Raw genomic sequence first — 17,165 nt, 5'->3', positions numbered from 1 at the left:
TGCACGCGGGAGCACAGGGACGGCGCACTTCCCAGCCAAGATCAGCTACACCACTCCACGGGACACCATCTGCGGTCCCTATGAGCGCGTCCGACCCTACGCAGCGATGGCGACGGTGGTCCTGCTGAGCGGGGACTGCCGCTCGGTCATTGCCGGGCGCTCCCCGAACACCATGAGCCTCAGCACCGCGAAACGGCCGATACCGGTCAGCGCCGACGCCGAAAGGTAGACGGCCTGCTCGGTCAGTGCGGAGGGCGCGGACTGGACGGCGTACAGACCCAGAAGCGCCCCGGTCGTGCACGCGTAGCTCACCGCGACGGTCAGCGCGGACTGGAGGTGGACCCGCAGGCCACTGCGCCCCTGGCGGAAAGACACCCGGCCGTGCAGTTCGGTGGCGATGAGGGTGGAGACGACGGTGACCAGAGCGTTGGCGGCGGCCAGCGGCATCCGGTCGTGGAGCAGCAGGAGCACACCGCTGGAGGCCAGCCCGACGCCGCCGCCGCAGACGACGAAGCGTACGAAGGACGCGATCGTCGGGCGGAACTCGCGCAGTCGAGTGGGGGTGGTCACAGGGGCCTCCGGGGAGCGGTTGAACCGTTGCCCCGATTCCATCCCGGAACCCATGGATCAAGCGTCACCCGAACGACCGGCTCGGTCCCCCACTCTTGTCGGGGTAGCGCCCCTAGCGAGCCCTAGGGGCTGCCGGGATGACGGCGAACCCTCCGGGGGCGTCCAGGTCCGAATCCCGCCGTGATCGCGGTCGACAAGCGCGATCGTCGGCGTAAGAACGACGCGCGCAGCGCCCCCGGCGCCCGGAGCGGAGGCGCGGCGGCGGCATCTGCGTCAGGCTGGGCGGGGATTGCAGTCGTCCCCAGGGAACCTCAGGAGACCCGCCGATGCCCACGACGCCGTACCACTACGACAATCTCAGCGCGCTGTTCGTCAACTGCACGCTCAAGCGGTCGCCGGACGTCAGCAACACCGAGGGGCTCATCGACAAGAGCCGCCGGCTGATGGAGAGCAACGGCGTGGCGACCACCCTGATCCGCGCCGTCGACCACGACATCGCGCCCGGTGTCTGGCCGGACATGACGGAACACGGCTGGGAGAGCGACGCCTGGCCGCAGCTGTACGAGCGTGTCATGGCGGCCGACATCCTGGTCCTGTGCGGGCCCATCTGGCTCGGAGACAACAGCTCCGTGACGAAGCGGGTCATCGAGCGGCTGTACGCCTGCTCCGGCGTCCTCAACGATCAGGGACAGTACGCCTATTACGGCCGCGTCGGCGGCTGTCTCATCACCGGCAACGAGGACGGTGTCAAGCACTGCGCCATGAACGTCCTCTACAGCCTCCAGCACCTGGGGTACACCATCCCGCCGCAGGCCGACGCCGGGTGGATCGGCGAAGCGGGCCCCGGGCCGTCGTACCTGGACCCGGGATCGGGCGGACCCGACAACGACTTCACCAACCGCAACACCGCCTTCATGACATGGAATCTGATGCACCTCGCGGCCATGCTCAAGCAGGCCGACGGCATCCCCGCCCACGGCAATCAGCGCACCGCCTGGGACGCGGGGTGCCGGCCGGACTTCCCCAACCCCGAGCACCGCTGACCGAGCACCGCTGAACCCCTCGCCCGCCACCGACGGCTTCGACTGGTGGCGGCCGGGCCTCGGGCTTACGGTCGAATGGTGGACCGGACCGGCCACCTCTGCCGTGAGGGCCCTGCACCATGGCTACTTCGCAGCCGACACCAGCGAGCGAGCCGCACCGACCGGGCGGCGACAACGCACCGCACGCAACCGACTCCGCCGTCGCCCCGAAACGGGGCGGCAACGGGCTGGCCCTGCTCGTCATCGCCTCGTGCCAGCTGATGGTGGTTCTCGACATCACCATCGTGAACATCGCGCTGCCGGAGATCCAGAACGATCTCAACTTCTCCACCACCAGCCTCTCCTGGGTGGTCAACGCGTACACCCTGACCTTCGGCGGGCTGCTGCTGCTCGGCGGCCGGGCCGGCGACATCCTCGGCCGCCGCCGGGTCTTCATCTTCGGCGTGCTGCTCTTCGTCCTGGCCTCGCTGCTCGGCGGCCTGGCCCAGAACGCCCCTCAACTCCTGGCCGCCCGGGCCCTCCAGGGCGTCGGCGGAGCCATCGCCTCGCCGACGGCGCTCGCCCTGATCACCACGACGTTCACCGAAGGCCCGGCCCGCAACCGGGCGTTCGGCGTCTTCGCGGCGGTCTCCGCCGGTGGTGGCGCAATCGGCCTGCTGGCGGGGGGCATGCTCGTCGAGTGGCTGGACTGGCGCTGGGTTCTCTTCGTGAACGTACCCATCGGCCTGCTCATCGCCGTCCTGACGCCCCGCGTCATCAAGGAGTCCGAGCGCCGTCCCGGCCGCTTCGACGTCACCGGCGCACTGATCTCGACAGTGGGCATGATTCTGCTGGTCTACGGCTTCATCCGGGCCGCCCAGGAGGGCTGGCGGGACACGTTCACCCTGCTGTCGTTCGGCGGCGCGCTTGTTCTCCTCGCCGCTTTCGTCCTGGTCGAACGGCGCTCCCGGCAGCCGATCACCCCGCTGAAGATGTTCGCCGACCGCAATCGTGCCGGTACGTACGGCATCATGCTGAGTCTCGCCGCAGCGATCTTCGGTATGTTCTTCTTCCTCACGCTCTTCGTGCAGAACGTCCTCGGGTTCGGCCCGCTCAAGGCCGGACTGGCCTTTCTGCCGGTGAGCGCGCTCATCGCGGTGGGCGCGGCCCTGGCCTCCCAGCTGCTGCCGAAGTACGGTCCGAAACCATTCATGGTGCTCGGGGCGCTCCTGGCGGCGGCGGGGCTGTCCTGGCTGACGCTGACCGATGTCGACTCGACGTACCTGGGCAGCATCCTGGGACCGATGCTGATCTTCAGCCTCGGAATGGGCATGCAGTTCGTGTCACTGACGCTGATGGCCGTCTCCGGCGTCCCCGCGCACGAGTCGGGAGCCGCGTCGGGGCTTCTCAACGTCACCCAGCAGGTCGGCGGATCGCTGGGCCTGTCGATCCTGGTCACGGTGTTCGGCACGGCCAGCCGGAACGAGGCCGAGAAGCAGGTGCCGGGCTTCCTGGCGCAGGCCTCCGCGGCGCAACGCGCGCGCTTCGAGCAGACCGGAGAGCTCCCCGCGCCCTGGGGCAGCGAGGTCCTGACATCCGGGGCGTCCGCGGCTTTCGTCGTCGCCGCGGCCTTCACCGTGATCGCGGCTCTGATCGCGCTGCTGGTCATTCAGGTACGGCCGGCCGACCTGGTCCGCCTCCAGGGCACACCGGGGCCGGGTCCCTGACACACCCGCCCCGCCCCCGCCCCGTCGCCCCGTCCTCGCTTCGCTGAGACCGGTCGCTCAGACCGGTCCTGCGGGTGTCCGCAGTACGTGCGCCCACACGGCCTTGCCGCCGATGTCCGCCTCGACGCCCCACCGCACAGTCGTACGGTCCAGGATGAGCAGCCCGAATCCACCGCCGGCCGTACGGAGGTCCGGGGTCCGCGGCGCCAGGAGCTGCCTGCCCGAGTCCCGTACGGTCAGACGGGCACCGTCGGGGGTCGGGCTCAGCTCCAGCCAGGCGTCCGTTCCGGCGTGCCGGTGGGCGTTGGTGACGAGTTCGGAGACGAGGAGCACCATCACCTCGATGCGCTCGGGCGGCCAGTCCCAGGTTTCCAGGCTGGTCCGCACCAGAGCACGCGCGTGGGCGAAGGCCCCGGGCTCGCGCGGAATGCGCCAGCTGTGGCTACGAGCGACGTCAGTCATGGCTGCCGTGCCGGCTGTCGTGAGCTGTGTCGTCCATAAGTTCCTCGGCCGGGCTGGGAAGGGTCTGGAGAAGGGTACGGGACGCCGAACCGTTTAATCCGGCGGACCTGGGCACAAGGCCACCATGATCGATCTTGAAGCTATCGTCTCCAGGGATGAGCGCCGCATATGACGATGCCCGTCCGCAGGCGCGGACTCGCCTCGCGCAGACCTTCCTTCAGCCTCCGGCAGACCGTGTTGTGCTTCGGTCTGCTCGCCTTGCTGCTGGGCGGCGCGGGCCTCACCCTGAAGCTGGCGGCCCGGGCGGCGGGTGAGCACCCCGGGGCGGCCGCGATGACGGCGGCGGCGCTGGTGGCCCTCACCGCGTTGTTGTGGAACGTACGCCGCCGCCGCGCCGCTGGGCGTATCGCCGACGCCGTCGTGGATGCCACCTACCGGATCGCCGAACCGCAGGACGCCCCCGAAGCGGTGCTGGAGCCGGAGGCTCACGCGCAGACGTTCGGGTCGGCGGATTACGCGGCCATGGACCCGGACAGCTTCGAGCAGGCCGTCGCCGCACTGTGCGAGCGGGACGGCTGCGTCGACATCGAGGTCGTCGGCGGTGCCGGAGACCTGGGCGCCGACGTCGTCGCGACCACCCCGGACGGCCGCCGCATCGTCATCCAGTGCAAGCGCTACGGCCCGTTGAACAAGGTCGGCTCGCAGGACGTCCAGCGCTTCGGCGGGACCTGCTTCGCGGTGCACGAGGCCCACATCGCGGCGGTCGTGACCACCGGCGAGTTCACACAGCCGGCCGCCGACTACGCCGAGCAGTGCGGCATTCTGTGCGTCGACCACCAGGGCCTCGTCGCCTGGACGGACGGCACGGGCGCCGCCCCCTGGGAGGCGGCGCAACCGTCACCGGCGTGACATACCGGTCACAGGAACCGGCGGATGGGCACTACGGCGGCCTCCCGGACCCGCTGCGCCGCGGACCGGCGCTTCCAGCGGCCGGGTGCGATGAGCTCGCTGACGGCGAGATCCTCGTCGAAGTGACCGTCGAGTGTCGCGGTGAACTCCGGGTCCAGGACCGCGAGCATGACCTCTTCGTCGTGGTCGAGGGAGCGGCGGTTGAAGTTCGTCGAGCCGATCAGCGAGGCGATCCGGTCGACGGTGATGACCTTGGCGTGCATCATCGTCGGCTGGTACTGGTAGATCTTCACGCCGCACTCGGTGAGGTCCTCGTAGTACCACTGGCCGGCGAGCTGGCAGACCCGCTTGTCGGTGTGCGGCCCGGGCAGCAGGATCTCCACCGTCACCCCGCGGCGCGCGGCCTGGCACAGCAGCTCGACGAAGTACGCGTCGGGAGCGAAGTACGCGGTCGTCAGGCGGAACCGCTCCTCGGCGGACTGCAGCATGACCCGGATCAGCGTCTGCATGTCCTGCCAGCCGAAGCCGGCCGACCCGCGCACCACCTGCACCACCGAGTCGCCCTGGGGCTCGTGGTCGACGAACCGGTCGCGGTCGTCGAAGAGTTCGTCGTGGCACTCGGCCCAGTTCTGGGCGAAGGCGGCGGCCACACCGTCCACCGCGGGCCCGCGGACCTGCACATGGGTGTCGCGCCACTCGTTCTCATTACGTGCGTCGCCGCACCACTCCTGCGCGATGCCGACCCCGCCGGTGAACGCGGTCTGCTCGTCGACGACGAGGACCTTGCGGTGGCCGCGGTGATTCTGCTTGAGCGGCGACAGATAGAGCGGCTTGCGGAACCACGCCACCTGGACACCGGCCCGCTCCATCGCCCGCAGCTGGTCCTTCTCGATCAGCCGGCTGCCGAATCCGTCAAGCAGCAGCCGCACCCGCACCCCTTCAGCGGCCTTTTCCGCGAGCGCCCGCGCGAACTGGCCGGCGATGTCGCCGCGCCAGTACACGAACGTCATCATGTCAACGGTGTGCTCCGCGGAACGGATGCCGTCGAGCATCGCCTCGAAGATCGCGTCCCCGTTACGGAGCGGGACGACGGAGTTGCCCTCGGTCGCCGCGATCCCTATCAGCCGCTCCAGGCGGCGGCGTATGCGCGTGGCGCGCTCTTCCATGGGACGCCCGCCGGGTGCCGGGTCCGAGCTCTGGGCGTTCAGGTCGGGCAGATCCTGCGTACTGGTCATGTCGTCACCTGCCGGCGCGCGAGTGAGTTGAGTGAGTAAGTGAGTGAGGAGTGAGCGCCCGGGTACCCGGTCCGGCGCGGGCAGGCGCAGCGAGCCGACTGTACCGGTGGACCCGGGCGCGGCACACCATCCGAAAATTCTTGCCGAAAGACAGGAATGCAATGTTGAAGTCCGGGCAGACGCTCTCCTGGTAAGCAGGTTTCCCTGGGGAGGATGGACGATGACAGCGACTACGGCGCAGGCCACCGGCACCATGAGCACGGAGATCGGCGAGCTGCCGTGGATCGAGGACGCGGGGAAGGTCGCACCGAAGGACGCCCGGGCACTGTCCAAGCTGTTCTTCGACCAGCTTCAGGTCCTGGAAGAGGGCACGCGAGAGCACCAGTACGCGCGCAACACCCTCATTGAGATGAACCTCTCCCTGGTGCACTTCGCCGCGCGCCGATTCCGCAACCGCGGCAGTGGCGAGATGGAGGACGTCGTCCAGGTCGGCACCATCGGTCTCATCAAGGCCATCGACCGGTTCGACCTCTCCCGCGAAGTGGAGTTCACCACATTCGCCCTCCCCTACATCGCCGGTGAGATCAAGCGGTTCTTCCGCGACACGACCTGGGCCGTCCACGTGCCCCGGCGTCTGCAGGAGCTGCGCGTCGAACTCGCCAAGACCAAGGAACAGCTGGCCGTCACCCTGGACCGCGAGCCGACCGTCAAGGAACTCGCCGAGGGCCTGGAGCTCAGCGAGGAAGAGGTCATCGAGGGCATCGTGGCGTCCAACGGCTACACCGCGGGATCCCTGGACCTTCCCAACGACGGCGGCGAGAACGGCCGGGCGAGCACGGCGCGTACGTTCGCCGACGTGATGGGTGCACCCGACCCCGGCATGGAGATCGTGGAGAACCTGCACACCCTGGCCCCGCTGCTGAACAGGCTGGACCCGCGCGAGCGCAGCCTCATCGAGATGCGTTTCGGGCAGGAGATGACGCAGTCGCAGATCGGCGCCGAACTCGGTGTCTCGCAGATGCAGGTGTCGCGGCTCCTCACTCGCACGATCGGCAAGCTCCGTACCGGCATGCTGGCCTGAGGCCCACCCTGTCCGACGTACCGGCCCACCCGGAGACGGGGCCGGCATCACCCCACCGAGGAGTGAGATCACCTTGCTGATGGCCCACCCTGTCGTACTGAGAGAGCTGGTCGAGCAGTACCGCGCGCTGCAGGCCCTGGATGCCGGGCAGGATGTCGCCGAGTCGACGCTCCGGCTGGAGGATGTCGTCTACACGCTGTGCGTCTCGACGGGGACCCGGACGGTGGAGGCGGCTCTGTCCGTGGCCGAAGAGCGGCTGGGCGCGGTCCGGGCCGACGCCTCGGAGCCCACACCTGAGGACGTACGGCTCACTGCCTGACCCGCCCGTTCCGGCGATGACACCGGGGCGGGCGTTCGCCATGTCCACGTGTCGGCGGGTACGTCCGCACACACAATACGATTGCCATACGGCAACTATGGCCACATATGCCCGACGCACATGCGGATCGATCAGCCCCGGACCCCGGTCCACCTCACTCCTCAAGGCAGGGACATATGTCATCGATGCCCGACAACCTGAACGTCGAAGTCACGGTGCACGACCCCCTCACGGCGGTCGTGACCTTGGGCGGCGAACTGGACCTGGACACCGCGACCCTGCTGCACACGCACTTGGCCACCCAGATCCACCACGGGCGCCACCACCTGGTGATCGACCTCTCGGCCCTCGACTTCATGGACTCGTCGGGCCTCAACACATTGATCAAGGCGGCCCGCGAAACACGTCAGTCCGAGGGGAACCTGCACCTCGCCGCGCCCACGCCGACCGTACGGCGACTCCTGGACATCACCGGGATGAGCACCGCCACCCCCCTCTACTCCACCGTCGACGAGGCACTGGCGGTCGCGGCGGCGTCTTCCGCCGACACCCAGGGGTCGTAAGTCCGGGCAAGGCACGGGCCCTGCCAGTTCCCAGATTCACCGAGTGCCCCAGGAGGCCCGCTGTGCAAGAGACGACGAGCAGACCGGAAACGTCGAGAAGCGAGAGCCAGGACGAGCGGGCGGACCGCCAGTGGGGGGAGCTGGTGCAGGAGGTCCGCATAGCCCAGACCGGCGTGCAGATCCTGCTCGGCTTCCTCCTGACCGTCGCGTTCACCCCGCACTTCCAGGATCTGGCGTCCACCGACAAGTACGTGTACGTCATGACTGTGGTGCTGGGGTCCACCGCAACCGGGGCACTGATAGGGCCCGTCTCGTTCCACCGCATCGTCTCGGGCCGGCGCATCAAGCCGCAGGCCGTGAAGTGGGCGGCCCGGCTCGTCTTCACCGGACTGATCCTTCTGCTGGCGACGCTGACCTCCGCGCTTCTTCTTGTTCTGCGCGTCGCGATCGACAACACCTGGGCACCCTGGCTCGTCTCCGCCGTTGTTCTCTGGTACCTGGTGTGCTGGTTTGTCCTCCCCTTCTGGGCGCGAGGACGCTATAGCGTCGAGTGAGGGTTATGGTTGCGGCGTGGAAGGAACTCCGCGTGCGCGTCGGCGCCGGCCGATGATGCGAGCTTCGGAGATGTGGCCCGGCTGTCGGCCCGTCGGAGCGGCTTCCGCGGTTCGCCGTGCGTGGTTGTCGCCCGCCGCGCCGGTGTCCCTCGGTCACCACGCGCCCCGGTCCTTCCTGGAGACCGATTCGGAGTGTCAGCGTTATGGCCGTGAACCCCGCCGCCCCCCGCCGGCGATCGCGCGAAGCAGCGACCGCCGCGAGCGAGGTCATCGAGCTGCTTGACGCGTTCTGGGAGCGAGGTCGGGACGCGGTCTCAGCCCATCCCGTTTCCTCGTCGCAATTGCGCGTGCTCTACAGCCTCGGCCGCGAGGAAGGCATCAATCTGCGCACGCTGGGCAGCAACTGGGTTCGGCGCCGCCGTCCGTCAGCCGACTGTGCGACCGGCTCGAAGCCCTGGGCTTCATCGAACGCAAGCCGAGCCAGGTGAGCCGGCGAGAACTCGAGCTCCACCTCACCAGCAAGGGCCGGGCCCACCTGCGCGAACTGCGGGCTCGGCGCGAAGATGTGCTGCTCACGACGATCGAAGCGATGTCGGCGACGCAGCGCAACGCGCTGAGCGAGGGGCTGAGGGGTTTTCAGGCCGCTGCGGCCGAGGCCGAGCCCGTCCCGCGCAGCACCAAGCCGGGCGACACCGCGCAGTCGGCGTGACGGCGCCCGACTTCCACGAGGTCCTACCGGCGGGATTCCCACAGCGCCCTTCATGTACACAAGTTGACGATCCGACAGGACCGGTGACAGATCTGTGACAGTTAGAGCCAGCATACAGTTGCCGACGAGCAAGTAACTACAGCTGTTCAACCTCGTGGCCGGAATCCGCCGAACCGGCCGGCCGGCCGTACCAGTCGAGGCACAGCAGCACGGCGTCGTCGTCGAGGGGTCTCTCCCCGTGATAGGCGGTCAGCTCCCGTAGCACCGCGCCCGGAACCTGAGTGGGCGGCAGGAGCCGGGTGGCCGCCAGGCCCCGGGCCAGGGCACGGTCTCCGTAGCTGCTGCCGTCCGAGGAGAGCGTGCCGTACACGCCGTCGCTGCCGATCAGCAGCCGGTCCCCCGGGCGGACCCGCAGCCGCTCGGTGACGTAGGACGTGTCTCCGAACATCCCCAGGGGCAGCTGCGCGTCGAAGGGGACCTCGTCGACCGTGCGGTCCCGCAGGCGCCACATGCGCGGGGATCCCGCGTCCACGGCCTCGACGTCCCCCGAGTCCAGATCGAAACGCAGCAGCAGAATCGCCACGTGGGCCGCACCCCGGTACTGGGCGTGGACCGCTTGATCCGCGAGCGCGGCCTGGTCGGCGAGCCCGAGCCCCGCCCGGCGGGCGTTGCGCAGGGCGTTGACAGCCAGGTTGGTCAGCAGCGCGGCCTCGATCCCCTCCCCCATGCCGTTGGTGACCGCGACGGAGAGATGGTCGGCCGAGATGGACCAGTCGAAGTTGTCTCCGTGGATCGCGTACGCCGGCTCCAGGTGCGCGCCCACGGTGAACTCGGGGCGCGCACAGGAGCGGCCCGGCAGCAGCTGCCACTGCATTTCGGCGGCGAGCGTCAGGCGTGCGGCGCGGCGGGCCAGCACGTACAGGTCGGTGTCTCGCTCTGCGACCAGAATCTCGTGCCCGAGGGCTTCACAGACGTGCGCGATCTCGGGCAGCAGGGCCGGGGTGTAGTCGTCCTCGGCAAGGGTCACCGTGAGCACGCCCATACGCTCGCCCCGGATGGTGACCGGGAGATGGAGCATCACCGTCCCGGCCGTCCTGTCGGTCACAACAAGTGGTTCCTGGGAACCGAAGGCCCGGCCCTGGGGGCTGTCGTGGATCGGTACCGGGTCGGTGCGATAGGAGGTCTTCTCCACCGACTGCAACGACCTCACCCCGTAGTCGGCCAGTCGCAGTTCGACCCGCGTGGCCTCGTAGTGCTCGCGCAGCGCCACTGTGACGACGTCGAGCAGCAGGTGCGGGGCAGCGGTTCGCAAGGCGCGCTCGACGGCGGCGATCTTGTCCACGGGTTCCTGACTTCTTGCGGAGGGCGGGTCGAGGAGATCGTACGCAGGTGGCCCCCGGCGGACGGGCGAGCCCTGCCACCGTAACGAACGGCCCACTCGACATGACCGTTTTGTGTGCCGGTGGGACAATTCCATTATGCGCAGGACGGCGCGCGCAGTCGCGGCCGTCACACTCCACCGGACAGGCAGGCAGGTCATGGCGAAGAAGCCGAAGGCGTCCCAGCCCTCGCACGGCAAGGCATCGAGCCGGCACGGGGACACCGAGCAGCACGGCTGGTCCCCGGACGTGGACAAGACCCGGCAGCAGGACAACCCCAGTGATCATCGCTCGTTCCACGCCGACGAGTACGCCCCGGAGGCGGGCCCCGGCAGGAAGATCTCCCGGGAGGAGAGCAAGCCGGTGCCGGGCGACACCGCCAAGACCAGCGGCCGCCGGGGCGAGGACCTGGGCAAGGGAAAGTCCGAGACGGGTACGCAGGACGAAGGCCGGCGCGGCCGCTCGGGGCGTCCCAGCGGCAGCAAGGACGCCTCGGCGTACACCGGCGTCGACGCTCAGGACGCACCGGACAAGCGCAAGCGGGGCTAGGTGTTCTGTCCACGGAGGTTGGTGACAGTGATCACGGTGGGGTGATCTTGAATGAGTGAGGGCCTTCCGGGTTCGGTGTGGATTGCGACATCGACATCGAACGACAGAAGGCCCTCATGCCCCACCGTAATGCACCCCTGACCGAGACCGGCCGTCTGCGCCTGGCCCGCTGCGTCGTGGACGACGGCTGGTCGCTGCGCCGGGCCGCCGAACGCTTCCAGGTCTCGCCGACGACAGCCCAGCGATGGGCCGGGCTCGCGCCCGACGGGCCCTCGAAGGAGCCCGTCAGCAGATCCGGGGCAGCTGTTCCCCGATCGGCAGGTCGACCACGCGGGTGCCGCCAAGCCCGGTGCGGGCCACCACCATGCCGGGATGGGCCTCTACCGCCTCGCCGATCACCGTGGCGTGCGCGCCCAGCGGGTGTGCCCGCATCGCGGCCAGTACCGCATCGGCTTCGGCGCGGGGCACGAACGCGACGAGCTTGCCCTCGTTGGCGACGTACATCGGGTCGAGGCCCAGAATGGCGCAGGCATTGGCCACAGCTTGTGGGACCGGCACCTTGCGCTCCTCGATCACGACTCCCGTTCCGGAGGCCGCGGCGATCTCGTTGAGCGCCGCGGCGAGCCCGCCGCGGGTGGGATCGCGCAGTACGTGCAGATCCGGCGTCACCGCGAGCATGGTGTCCACGAGCCCGCCCAGTGCCGCGCAGTCGCTCTCGATCTCCACGCCGAACTCCAGGCCCTCACGTACGCTCATGATCGCCACGCCGTGGACGCCGATCTCGCCGCTGACGATCACCACGTCGCCCGGGACGACCCGCTGCGGCCGCAGATCGACCCCGTCGGGGATGAGCCCGATTCCGGCCGTGTTGATGTAGATGCCGTCGCCGTGGCCTGCTTCGACGACCTTGGTGTCGCCGGTCGCCACCTCGACGCCCGCCGCGCGGGCCGCCGCGCCGAGCGCCTGCGCGACCTTCGCCACGACCTCGACTTCGACGCCCTCTTCCAGGATGAATCCGCAGGAGAGGTACGCGGCCCTGGCCCCGCTCATGGCGAGGTCGTTGACCGTACCGTTGACCGCGAGGTCGCCGATGCTGCCGCCGGGGAAGAACAGCGGCCGCACCACGAAGGAGTCGGTGGAGAAGGCCAGCCGGGCTCCGCCCACGGTGACCGCCGCTGCGTCGCCCAGCTGCGCGAGAGCCTGACCGCCGTACGCGGGCGCGAAGATGTGCTCGACCAGTTCGGCGGACATGGCGCCGCCGCCGCCGTGCCCCATCACCACGCGGGGCTGGTCACGCAGCGGAGCCGGGCAGGTCCACGCCATGAGGTCCACAACAGGCTCTGCCGGTGCTCCGGACATGCGGAGCTTCGTGGTCTCAGACAACGGGACTCGCCTCCAGGGGTACGCGCGTTGCGTTCGTGTGGTCCAGGCGCCGGTAGAGGTAGTACGCGGCGCACGCGCCCTCGTTGGAGACCATCGTCGCTCCGAGCGGGTTGCGGGGGGTGCAGGTGGTGCCGAACGCCTCGCATTCGTGCGGCTTCAGCAGGCCCTGCAGGACCTCGCCGCTGCGGCATTCGGCCGGCTCACGGGTGTCGATGCCGGTCACGGAGAAGCGGTGCTCCGCGTCGTAGTCCCGGTAGCGGGAGGACAGCTGCCAGCCACTGGCGGGGATGACTCCGATGCCCCGCCAGGCGCGGTCGGTGACCTCGAACACGTCCTCCAGCATGGCCTTCGCCGCCGGATTTCCCTCGGGCCGTACGGCGCGGGCGTACGCGTTGTCCACCCGGTGCTCGCCGCGTTCCAGCTGCCGCACGGTCCGGCGTACGCCCTCCAGGATGTCCAGCGGCTCGAAACCGGTCACCACGATCGGCACCCGGTACCGCTCGGCCAGCTCCGGGTACTCCCCCACCCCCATCACGCTGCACACGTGCCCCGCCGCGAGGAAGCCCTGCACCCGGCAGCTCGGGGACTGCATGATGGCCTCGATCGCCGGGGGCACCCGCACGTGGGAGACCAGCAGGCTGAAGTTCTCGATGCCGAGCCTGCGTGCCTGGTGGACCGTCATGGCGTTGGGCGGCGCGGTGGTTTCGAAGCCGATGCCGAAGAACACCACCTGGCGGTCCGGGTTCTGCTGCGCCACCCGCAAGGCGTCCAGTGGCGAGTAGACCACCCGCACGTCGCCGCCCTCGCTGCGGACCCGGAACAGGTCACGGCCGGTGCCGGGGACGCGGAGCATGTCTCCGAACGAGCAGAAGATCACTCCGGGGCGCGACGCGATCTCCAGTGCCTTGTCGATGACCTCCAGCGGTGTGACGCACACCGGACAGCCCGGTCCGTGGATCAGCTCCACCTTCTCCGGCAGGAGCTGGTCGATGCCGTGCCGGATGATGGTGTGCGTCTGGCCGCCGCAGACCTCCATCAGGGCCCACGGCCTGGTGACGGTGGAGTGGATGTCGTCGAGCAGGCGCTTGGCCAGTTCGGGGTCCTGGAATTCGTCGATGTACTTCACTGCCGGCCCTCCTGCACTGCTTCGTCCTCGGCGGCCCACGGGGATCCGGCGGCCTCCGCTGCCAGCTCCCAGGGGTCGCCGAACTCCTCCTGAAGCATGCCGAGCGTCGCGAACAGCTCCAGGGTCTGTTTCGCCGACTCCTCGTCGAGGCGCTGCAGGGCGAACCCCACGTGGACGATGGCGTATTCGCCGACCTGGAGGTCGGGCAGGTATTCCAGGCAGACCTCCTTGACCACGCCACCGAAGTCGACGGTGGCCATGCGGGTGCCGTCCCGTTCGGCGATGTCCAGAACTCTGCCGGGTACCGCGAGGCACATGTGTTTCTCCTCTGGTGCGAGCGACGTCGGTGGGTGGATGGGGCGTGGGTTGGCGGTGCGGGGGTTGGCGATGCGGTCAGTGGGCGGTGCGTGCGGCCACCATGAGCTGGCCGAGGGCAAGCCCCCCGTCGTTCGGAGGGATCCGGTGATGGCGCAGGACGGTGAAGCCATGCGTGCGCAGCGCCTCGGCGCAGGCCGATGACAGCAGGGTGTTGGCGAAGACCCCACCGGTGAGGACGACGGTGTCCAGGCCGTGGCGCTCGCTCGCCCTGACACAGGTTTCGCGTACGAGGCGGACGACGGCGGCGTGGAAGCGTGCCGCGACGAGCGCCGGTGGGGTGCCGGCCCGAACATCGCCGGCGATCGCCGTGAGTACGGGCGAGGGGTCGGCGGTCAGTGCGCCTTCGGCGCCGCCCGGCGCCGGCGAGCGCAGTGCGAAGTCGTAGCCGGGGCCATCGTGCGGGGCGGCGGTCACGGCTGCGGCTTCGAGCTCGACGGCGGCCTGGGCTTCGTACCCCGAGCGGTGGCACACGCCCGCGAGGGAGGAGACTGCGTCGAAGAGGCGTCCCATGCTTGAGGTGGGCACGCAGTTCACCCCCTGCTCCAACTGCTGTTCCAGCAGGCGCAGTTCGTCGGGAGGGCAGGCCCGTACGCAGGGCAGGTCGTCCGTCCAGGGCAATCGGGCCGCGCGCAGATGCGCCAGAGCCATGCGGTAGGGCCGTCGTACGGTCGCGTCGCCGCCCGGCAGTGGCACGTACCCGAGGTGGCCGAACCGGCTGTATCCGTCGTAGTCCGCCAGCAGGATCTCGCCGCCCCACACCGCCCCGTCGTCGCCGTACCCGGTGCCGTCGAAGGCGACGCCGATCACCCTGCGGCTGCCGTCCAGGCCGTGCTCGGCCATCGCCGACGCGATGTGCGCGTGGTGATGCTGGACCCTCACGACCGGCCGGCCCGTGCTGCGGCGCGCCGCCCACTGCCCGGAGCGGTAGCCGGGGTGCCGGTCGGCGGCGATGAGCTCCGGGCTCACCCCCGTGACCGTCTCCAGATGCGACACGGCGCGTTCGCAGGCCTGCTGGGTGGCCAGGTCTTCCATGTCCCCGATGTGTGCGGACAGCCAGGCCCGGCGGCCTTCGGCCAGGCAGAACGCGTTCTTCAGGTCGCCGCCGACGGCGAGGGACGGCCGCACCGGCACCGGCAGGGCGATGGGCATCGGTGCGTACCCCCGCGAGCGGCGCACGGTCAGCTGCTGCCCGTCGCAGACGCGTACCACCGAGTCGTCGCACGGCACATGGATGGGGCGGTCGTGCGTGAGCCAGGCATCGGCCAGGTGCGCGAGCCGGTCCACGGCGTCGGCGTCGTCGGTCACGATGGGCTCGCCGGCCACGTTGCCGCTGGTCATGACGAGCAAGCGCGGCCCGTCCGGGTCACCGGGCAGGCCCAGAAGGAGGTGGTGCAGGGGGGTGTACGGGAGCATCACACCGAGGTCGGGGCTGCCCGGGGCGACCGCGTCCGACAGCCGCACGGCTCCCGGCGGCGTGAGCGGTACGCGGCGGCGGCGCAGCAGGACGACCGGACGGACGGTGCCCGTGAGCAGCTCGCGCTCTTCGCCGCCCAGCTCGACCAGGTGCTCGACGTCGGTGAGGTCGCGGGCCATCACCGCGAACGGCTTGCCGCCACGTGCCTTGCGGGAGCGCAGCAGGGACACGGACCGGGTGTTGGCCGCGTCGCAGGCGAGGTGGTAGCCGCCAAGACCCTTCACGGCGAGAATCGCGCCGTCGGCCAGCAGCCCGCGTGCTGCGGCGACCGGGTCCGGGCCGGCCACGGCGCGTGGGGGCCGCTCAGGGGCGGGGTCCGCCAGGAGCAGGCGCAGGCGCGGCCCGCAGGCGGGGCAGGCGACGGGCTGTGCGTGGAAGCGCCGGTCGGCCGGGTCCGCGTACTCGCGCGCGCAGTCGGGGCACATGGGGAAGCGGGCCATGGTGGTGTGGGCGCGGTCGTACGGCAGTGCGGTGACGATGGTGAACCGCGGCCCGCAGTGCGTACAGGTGATGAAGGGGTGGCGGTGGCGCCGGTCGGCCGGATCGGCCAGTTCGCCGAGGCAGTCCGCGCAGGTGGCCACGTCCGGCGAGACCAGTGTGCGGGCGGGCCCGCAGGGCCCGGAAGCGGCGATGACGAAACCGGAACCTCCTTCGGTGGGCACCTCCTCGTGGCCGATGCTCTCGACAACGGCCAGCGGGGGCGCTTCGGCGGTGAGCCGGTCGCAGAAGAGGGCGAGCGCCGATGGGGTGCCTTCGACTTCGGCGACGACCCCTTCCGCCGAGTTGGTGACCTGCCCGGCCAGGCCGAGTTCGGTGGCGACGGCGTACACGAAGGGACGGAAGCCGACGCCCTGCACCACGCCGCGCACCGTGACGCGCCGGCGCTGGAGGGTGTCGGTGACGAGCGGGCCGGGTTGATACGTCGTCACGGGCCGGTCGGCGTTGCGTGGTGGTGATGGTGGCCGTGTGTGTGGCCGTGCCCGTGCTGCTCCTGCTGCTCCTGCTGCTGCTGCTGCTGCTGCTGCTGCTGCTGCTGCGAGGCCATCACGGGAACGTGCCCCGCGGTCCCGTCCTTCTGGACCGCCACGGCCCGGTCGAGCAGCGCGCCGACACCCTCGCCCCGTCGGGCGGAGGTCAGGACCACCTCCACGCCGGGGTTGACCCGTTCGACATGGGCGCGAAAGGCCGCCTCGTCGAACTCGACGGCCTCGGCGATGTCGGTCTTGGTGACGACCACCAGGTGGGCGAGGCCGAACGCCGTCGGGTACTTGAGCGGCTTGTCCTCGCCCTCGGTCACCGAGGCGAGCACCACCCGCAGCGACTCGCCTAGGTCGTAGGAGGCCGGGCACACGAGGTTGCCGACGTTCTCCACGAACAGCAGCCGGGTGTCATCGGGGAGCCAGCCGTCGAGGTGCCCGCCGAGCATCCCGGCTTCCAGGTGGCACAGCCCGTCGGTGAGAACCTGCTTGACCGGGACGCCGGAGCGGGCCAGGCGCACGGCGTCGTTCTCGGTGGCGAGGTCGGCCGTAAGGGCTGCGACGGGGATGCCTCGCTCCCGGGCGAGGACGAGTTCGCGTTCCAGCAGGGCGGTCTTGCCGCTGCCGGGGCTGGAGAGCAGGTTGACGACGGTGGTTCCGCGAGCGGCGAGCGCGGCGCGCAGTGTGTGCGCGGTCGCGTCGTTCTTCGCGAGCACCGCCTGCTGGAGGTCGACAACTCGGCACATGT

General features: G+C 70.0%; 18 protein-coding genes and 2 pseudogenes. 11 read left to right on the top strand and 9 right to left on the bottom strand.

Going from position 1 to position 17,165, the window contains the following annotated elements:
- Positions 1-96 precede the first annotated feature (96 nt).
- Complete coding sequence (locus ACU6WZ_RS27735) at positions 97-570, bottom strand: GtrA domain-containing protein (protein WP_447030913.1); 474 nt, start codon at positions 568-570, stop codon at positions 97-99.
- Between the two features lie 326 nt (positions 571-896).
- Between ACU6WZ_RS27735 and ACU6WZ_RS27730 the strand changes: the two genes are divergently transcribed.
- Together ACU6WZ_RS27730 and ACU6WZ_RS27725 are read left to right on the top strand one after the other, a co-directional pair.
- A complete protein-coding gene (locus tag ACU6WZ_RS27730) occupies positions 897-1,613 on the top strand; it encodes a flavodoxin family protein (RefSeq protein ID WP_447030912.1) in 717 nt (238 codons plus the stop codon).
- A gap of 260 nt (positions 1,614-1,873) precedes the next feature.
- A complete protein-coding gene (locus ACU6WZ_RS27725) occupies positions 1,874-3,319 on the top strand; it encodes an MFS transporter (protein ID WP_447034287.1) in 1,446 nt (481 codons plus the stop codon).
- A 57-nt stretch (positions 3,320-3,376) separates the two neighbouring features.
- On the opposite strand, the gene ACU6WZ_RS27720 is transcribed toward ACU6WZ_RS27725, so the two are convergent.
- Positions 3,377-3,781 carry an ATP-binding protein gene (locus tag ACU6WZ_RS27720; protein ID WP_447030911.1) on the bottom strand — a complete coding sequence of 135 codons (405 nt, stop codon included), beginning with the start codon at positions 3,779-3,781 and terminating at the stop codon, positions 3,377-3,379.
- Between the two features lie 168 nt (positions 3,782-3,949).
- Here ACU6WZ_RS27720 and ACU6WZ_RS27715 point away from each other — a divergent pair, with 168 nt between their 5' ends.
- Complete coding sequence (locus ACU6WZ_RS27715) at positions 3,950-4,690, top strand: restriction endonuclease (protein WP_447030910.1); 741 nt, start codon at positions 3,950-3,952, stop codon at positions 4,688-4,690.
- An 8-nt stretch (positions 4,691-4,698) separates the two neighbouring features.
- On the opposite strand, the gene ACU6WZ_RS27710 is transcribed toward ACU6WZ_RS27715, so the two are convergent.
- On the bottom strand, positions 4,699-5,925 hold the full coding sequence (locus tag ACU6WZ_RS27710; RefSeq protein WP_447030909.1) for a phospholipase D-like domain-containing protein: 1,227 nt from the start codon (positions 5,923-5,925) through the stop codon (positions 4,699-4,701).
- Positions 5,926-6,145: 220 nt separating this feature from the next.
- Here ACU6WZ_RS27710 and ACU6WZ_RS27705 point away from each other — a divergent pair, with 220 nt between their 5' ends.
- The 6 genes and pseudogenes from ACU6WZ_RS27705 (at position 6,146) to ACU6WZ_RS27680 (ending at position 9,151) form a co-directional block, all read left to right on the top strand.
- On the top strand, positions 6,146-7,006 hold the full coding sequence (locus tag ACU6WZ_RS27705; RefSeq protein ID WP_447030908.1) for an RNA polymerase sigma factor SigF: 861 nt from the start codon (positions 6,146-6,148) through the stop codon (positions 7,004-7,006).
- A gap of 79 nt (positions 7,007-7,085) precedes the next feature.
- Positions 7,086-7,325 carry a DUF5133 domain-containing protein gene (locus ACU6WZ_RS27700; protein ID WP_447030907.1) on the top strand — a complete coding sequence of 80 codons (240 nt, stop codon included), beginning with the start codon at positions 7,086-7,088 and terminating at the stop codon, positions 7,323-7,325.
- 185 nt (positions 7,326-7,510) lie between these two features.
- Positions 7,511-7,888, top strand: coding sequence for an STAS domain-containing protein (locus ACU6WZ_RS27695; RefSeq protein WP_447030906.1), 378 nt, complete (start codon positions 7,511-7,513; stop codon positions 7,886-7,888).
- A gap of 62 nt (positions 7,889-7,950) precedes the next feature.
- A complete protein-coding gene (locus tag ACU6WZ_RS27690; protein WP_447030905.1) occupies positions 7,951-8,442 on the top strand; it encodes a DUF6328 family protein in 492 nt (163 codons plus the stop codon).
- 289 nt (positions 8,443-8,731) lie between these two features.
- Positions 8,732-8,881 (top strand): annotated as a pseudogene (locus ACU6WZ_RS27685) (hypothetical protein); the annotation flags it as partial.
- A gap of 45 nt (positions 8,882-8,926) precedes the next feature.
- Positions 8,927-9,151 (top strand): winged helix DNA-binding protein, encoded by a 225-nt coding sequence (locus ACU6WZ_RS27680; RefSeq protein ID WP_447030904.1) that lies wholly within the window; start codon positions 8,927-8,929, stop codon positions 9,149-9,151.
- Between the two features lie 136 nt (positions 9,152-9,287).
- On the opposite strand, the gene ACU6WZ_RS27675 is transcribed toward ACU6WZ_RS27680, so the two are convergent.
- Positions 9,288-10,493 (bottom strand): PP2C family protein-serine/threonine phosphatase, encoded by a 1,206-nt coding sequence (locus tag ACU6WZ_RS27675; RefSeq protein WP_447030903.1) that lies wholly within the window; start codon positions 10,491-10,493, stop codon positions 9,288-9,290.
- A 136-nt stretch (positions 10,494-10,629) separates the two neighbouring features.
- On the opposite strand from ACU6WZ_RS27675, the gene ACU6WZ_RS27670 reads away from it, so the two are divergent.
- Together ACU6WZ_RS27670 and ACU6WZ_RS27665 are read left to right on the top strand one after the other, a co-directional pair.
- Entirely contained in the window at positions 10,630-11,079 is a 450-nt protein-coding gene (locus ACU6WZ_RS27670) for a hypothetical protein (RefSeq protein WP_447030902.1), read from the top strand.
- A gap of 116 nt (positions 11,080-11,195) precedes the next feature.
- Positions 11,196-11,330, top strand: a pseudogene (locus tag ACU6WZ_RS27665) (helix-turn-helix domain-containing protein); the annotation flags it as partial.
- Positions 11,331-11,364: 34 nt separating this feature from the next.
- On the opposite strand, the gene hypE reads toward ACU6WZ_RS27665, so the two are convergent.
- The 5 genes from hypE to hypB all read right to left on the bottom strand — a co-directional run bounded on the left by hypE (position 11,365) and on the right by hypB (position 17,163).
- A complete protein-coding gene (gene hypE, locus ACU6WZ_RS27660; protein ID WP_447030901.1) occupies positions 11,365-12,438 on the bottom strand; it encodes a hydrogenase expression/formation protein HypE in 1,074 nt (357 codons plus the stop codon).
- Positions 12,439-12,454: 16 nt separating this feature from the next.
- Entirely contained in the window at positions 12,455-13,588 is a 1,134-nt protein-coding gene (gene hypD, locus ACU6WZ_RS27655; RefSeq protein WP_447030900.1) for a hydrogenase formation protein HypD, read from the bottom strand.
- On the bottom strand, positions 13,585-13,905 hold the full coding sequence (locus tag ACU6WZ_RS27650; RefSeq protein WP_447030899.1) for a HypC/HybG/HupF family hydrogenase formation chaperone: 321 nt from the start codon (positions 13,903-13,905) through the stop codon (positions 13,585-13,587). The genes hypD and ACU6WZ_RS27650 overlap by 4 nt, the downstream gene beginning before the upstream one ends.
- A 76-nt stretch (positions 13,906-13,981) precedes the next feature.
- Positions 13,982-16,369 (bottom strand): carbamoyltransferase HypF, encoded by a 2,388-nt coding sequence (gene hypF / locus ACU6WZ_RS27645; RefSeq protein WP_447030898.1) that lies wholly within the window; start codon positions 16,367-16,369, stop codon positions 13,982-13,984.
- A complete protein-coding gene (gene hypB, locus ACU6WZ_RS27640) occupies positions 16,366-17,163 on the bottom strand; it encodes a hydrogenase nickel incorporation protein HypB (protein ID WP_447030897.1) in 798 nt (265 codons plus the stop codon). The genes hypF and hypB overlap by 4 nt, the downstream gene beginning before the upstream one ends.
- Positions 17,164-17,165: the final 2 nt, after the last annotated feature.

This window comes from Streptomyces hypolithicus (assembly GCF_052934925.1).
This window is presented reverse-complemented; position numbering and strand designations above follow the sequence as displayed.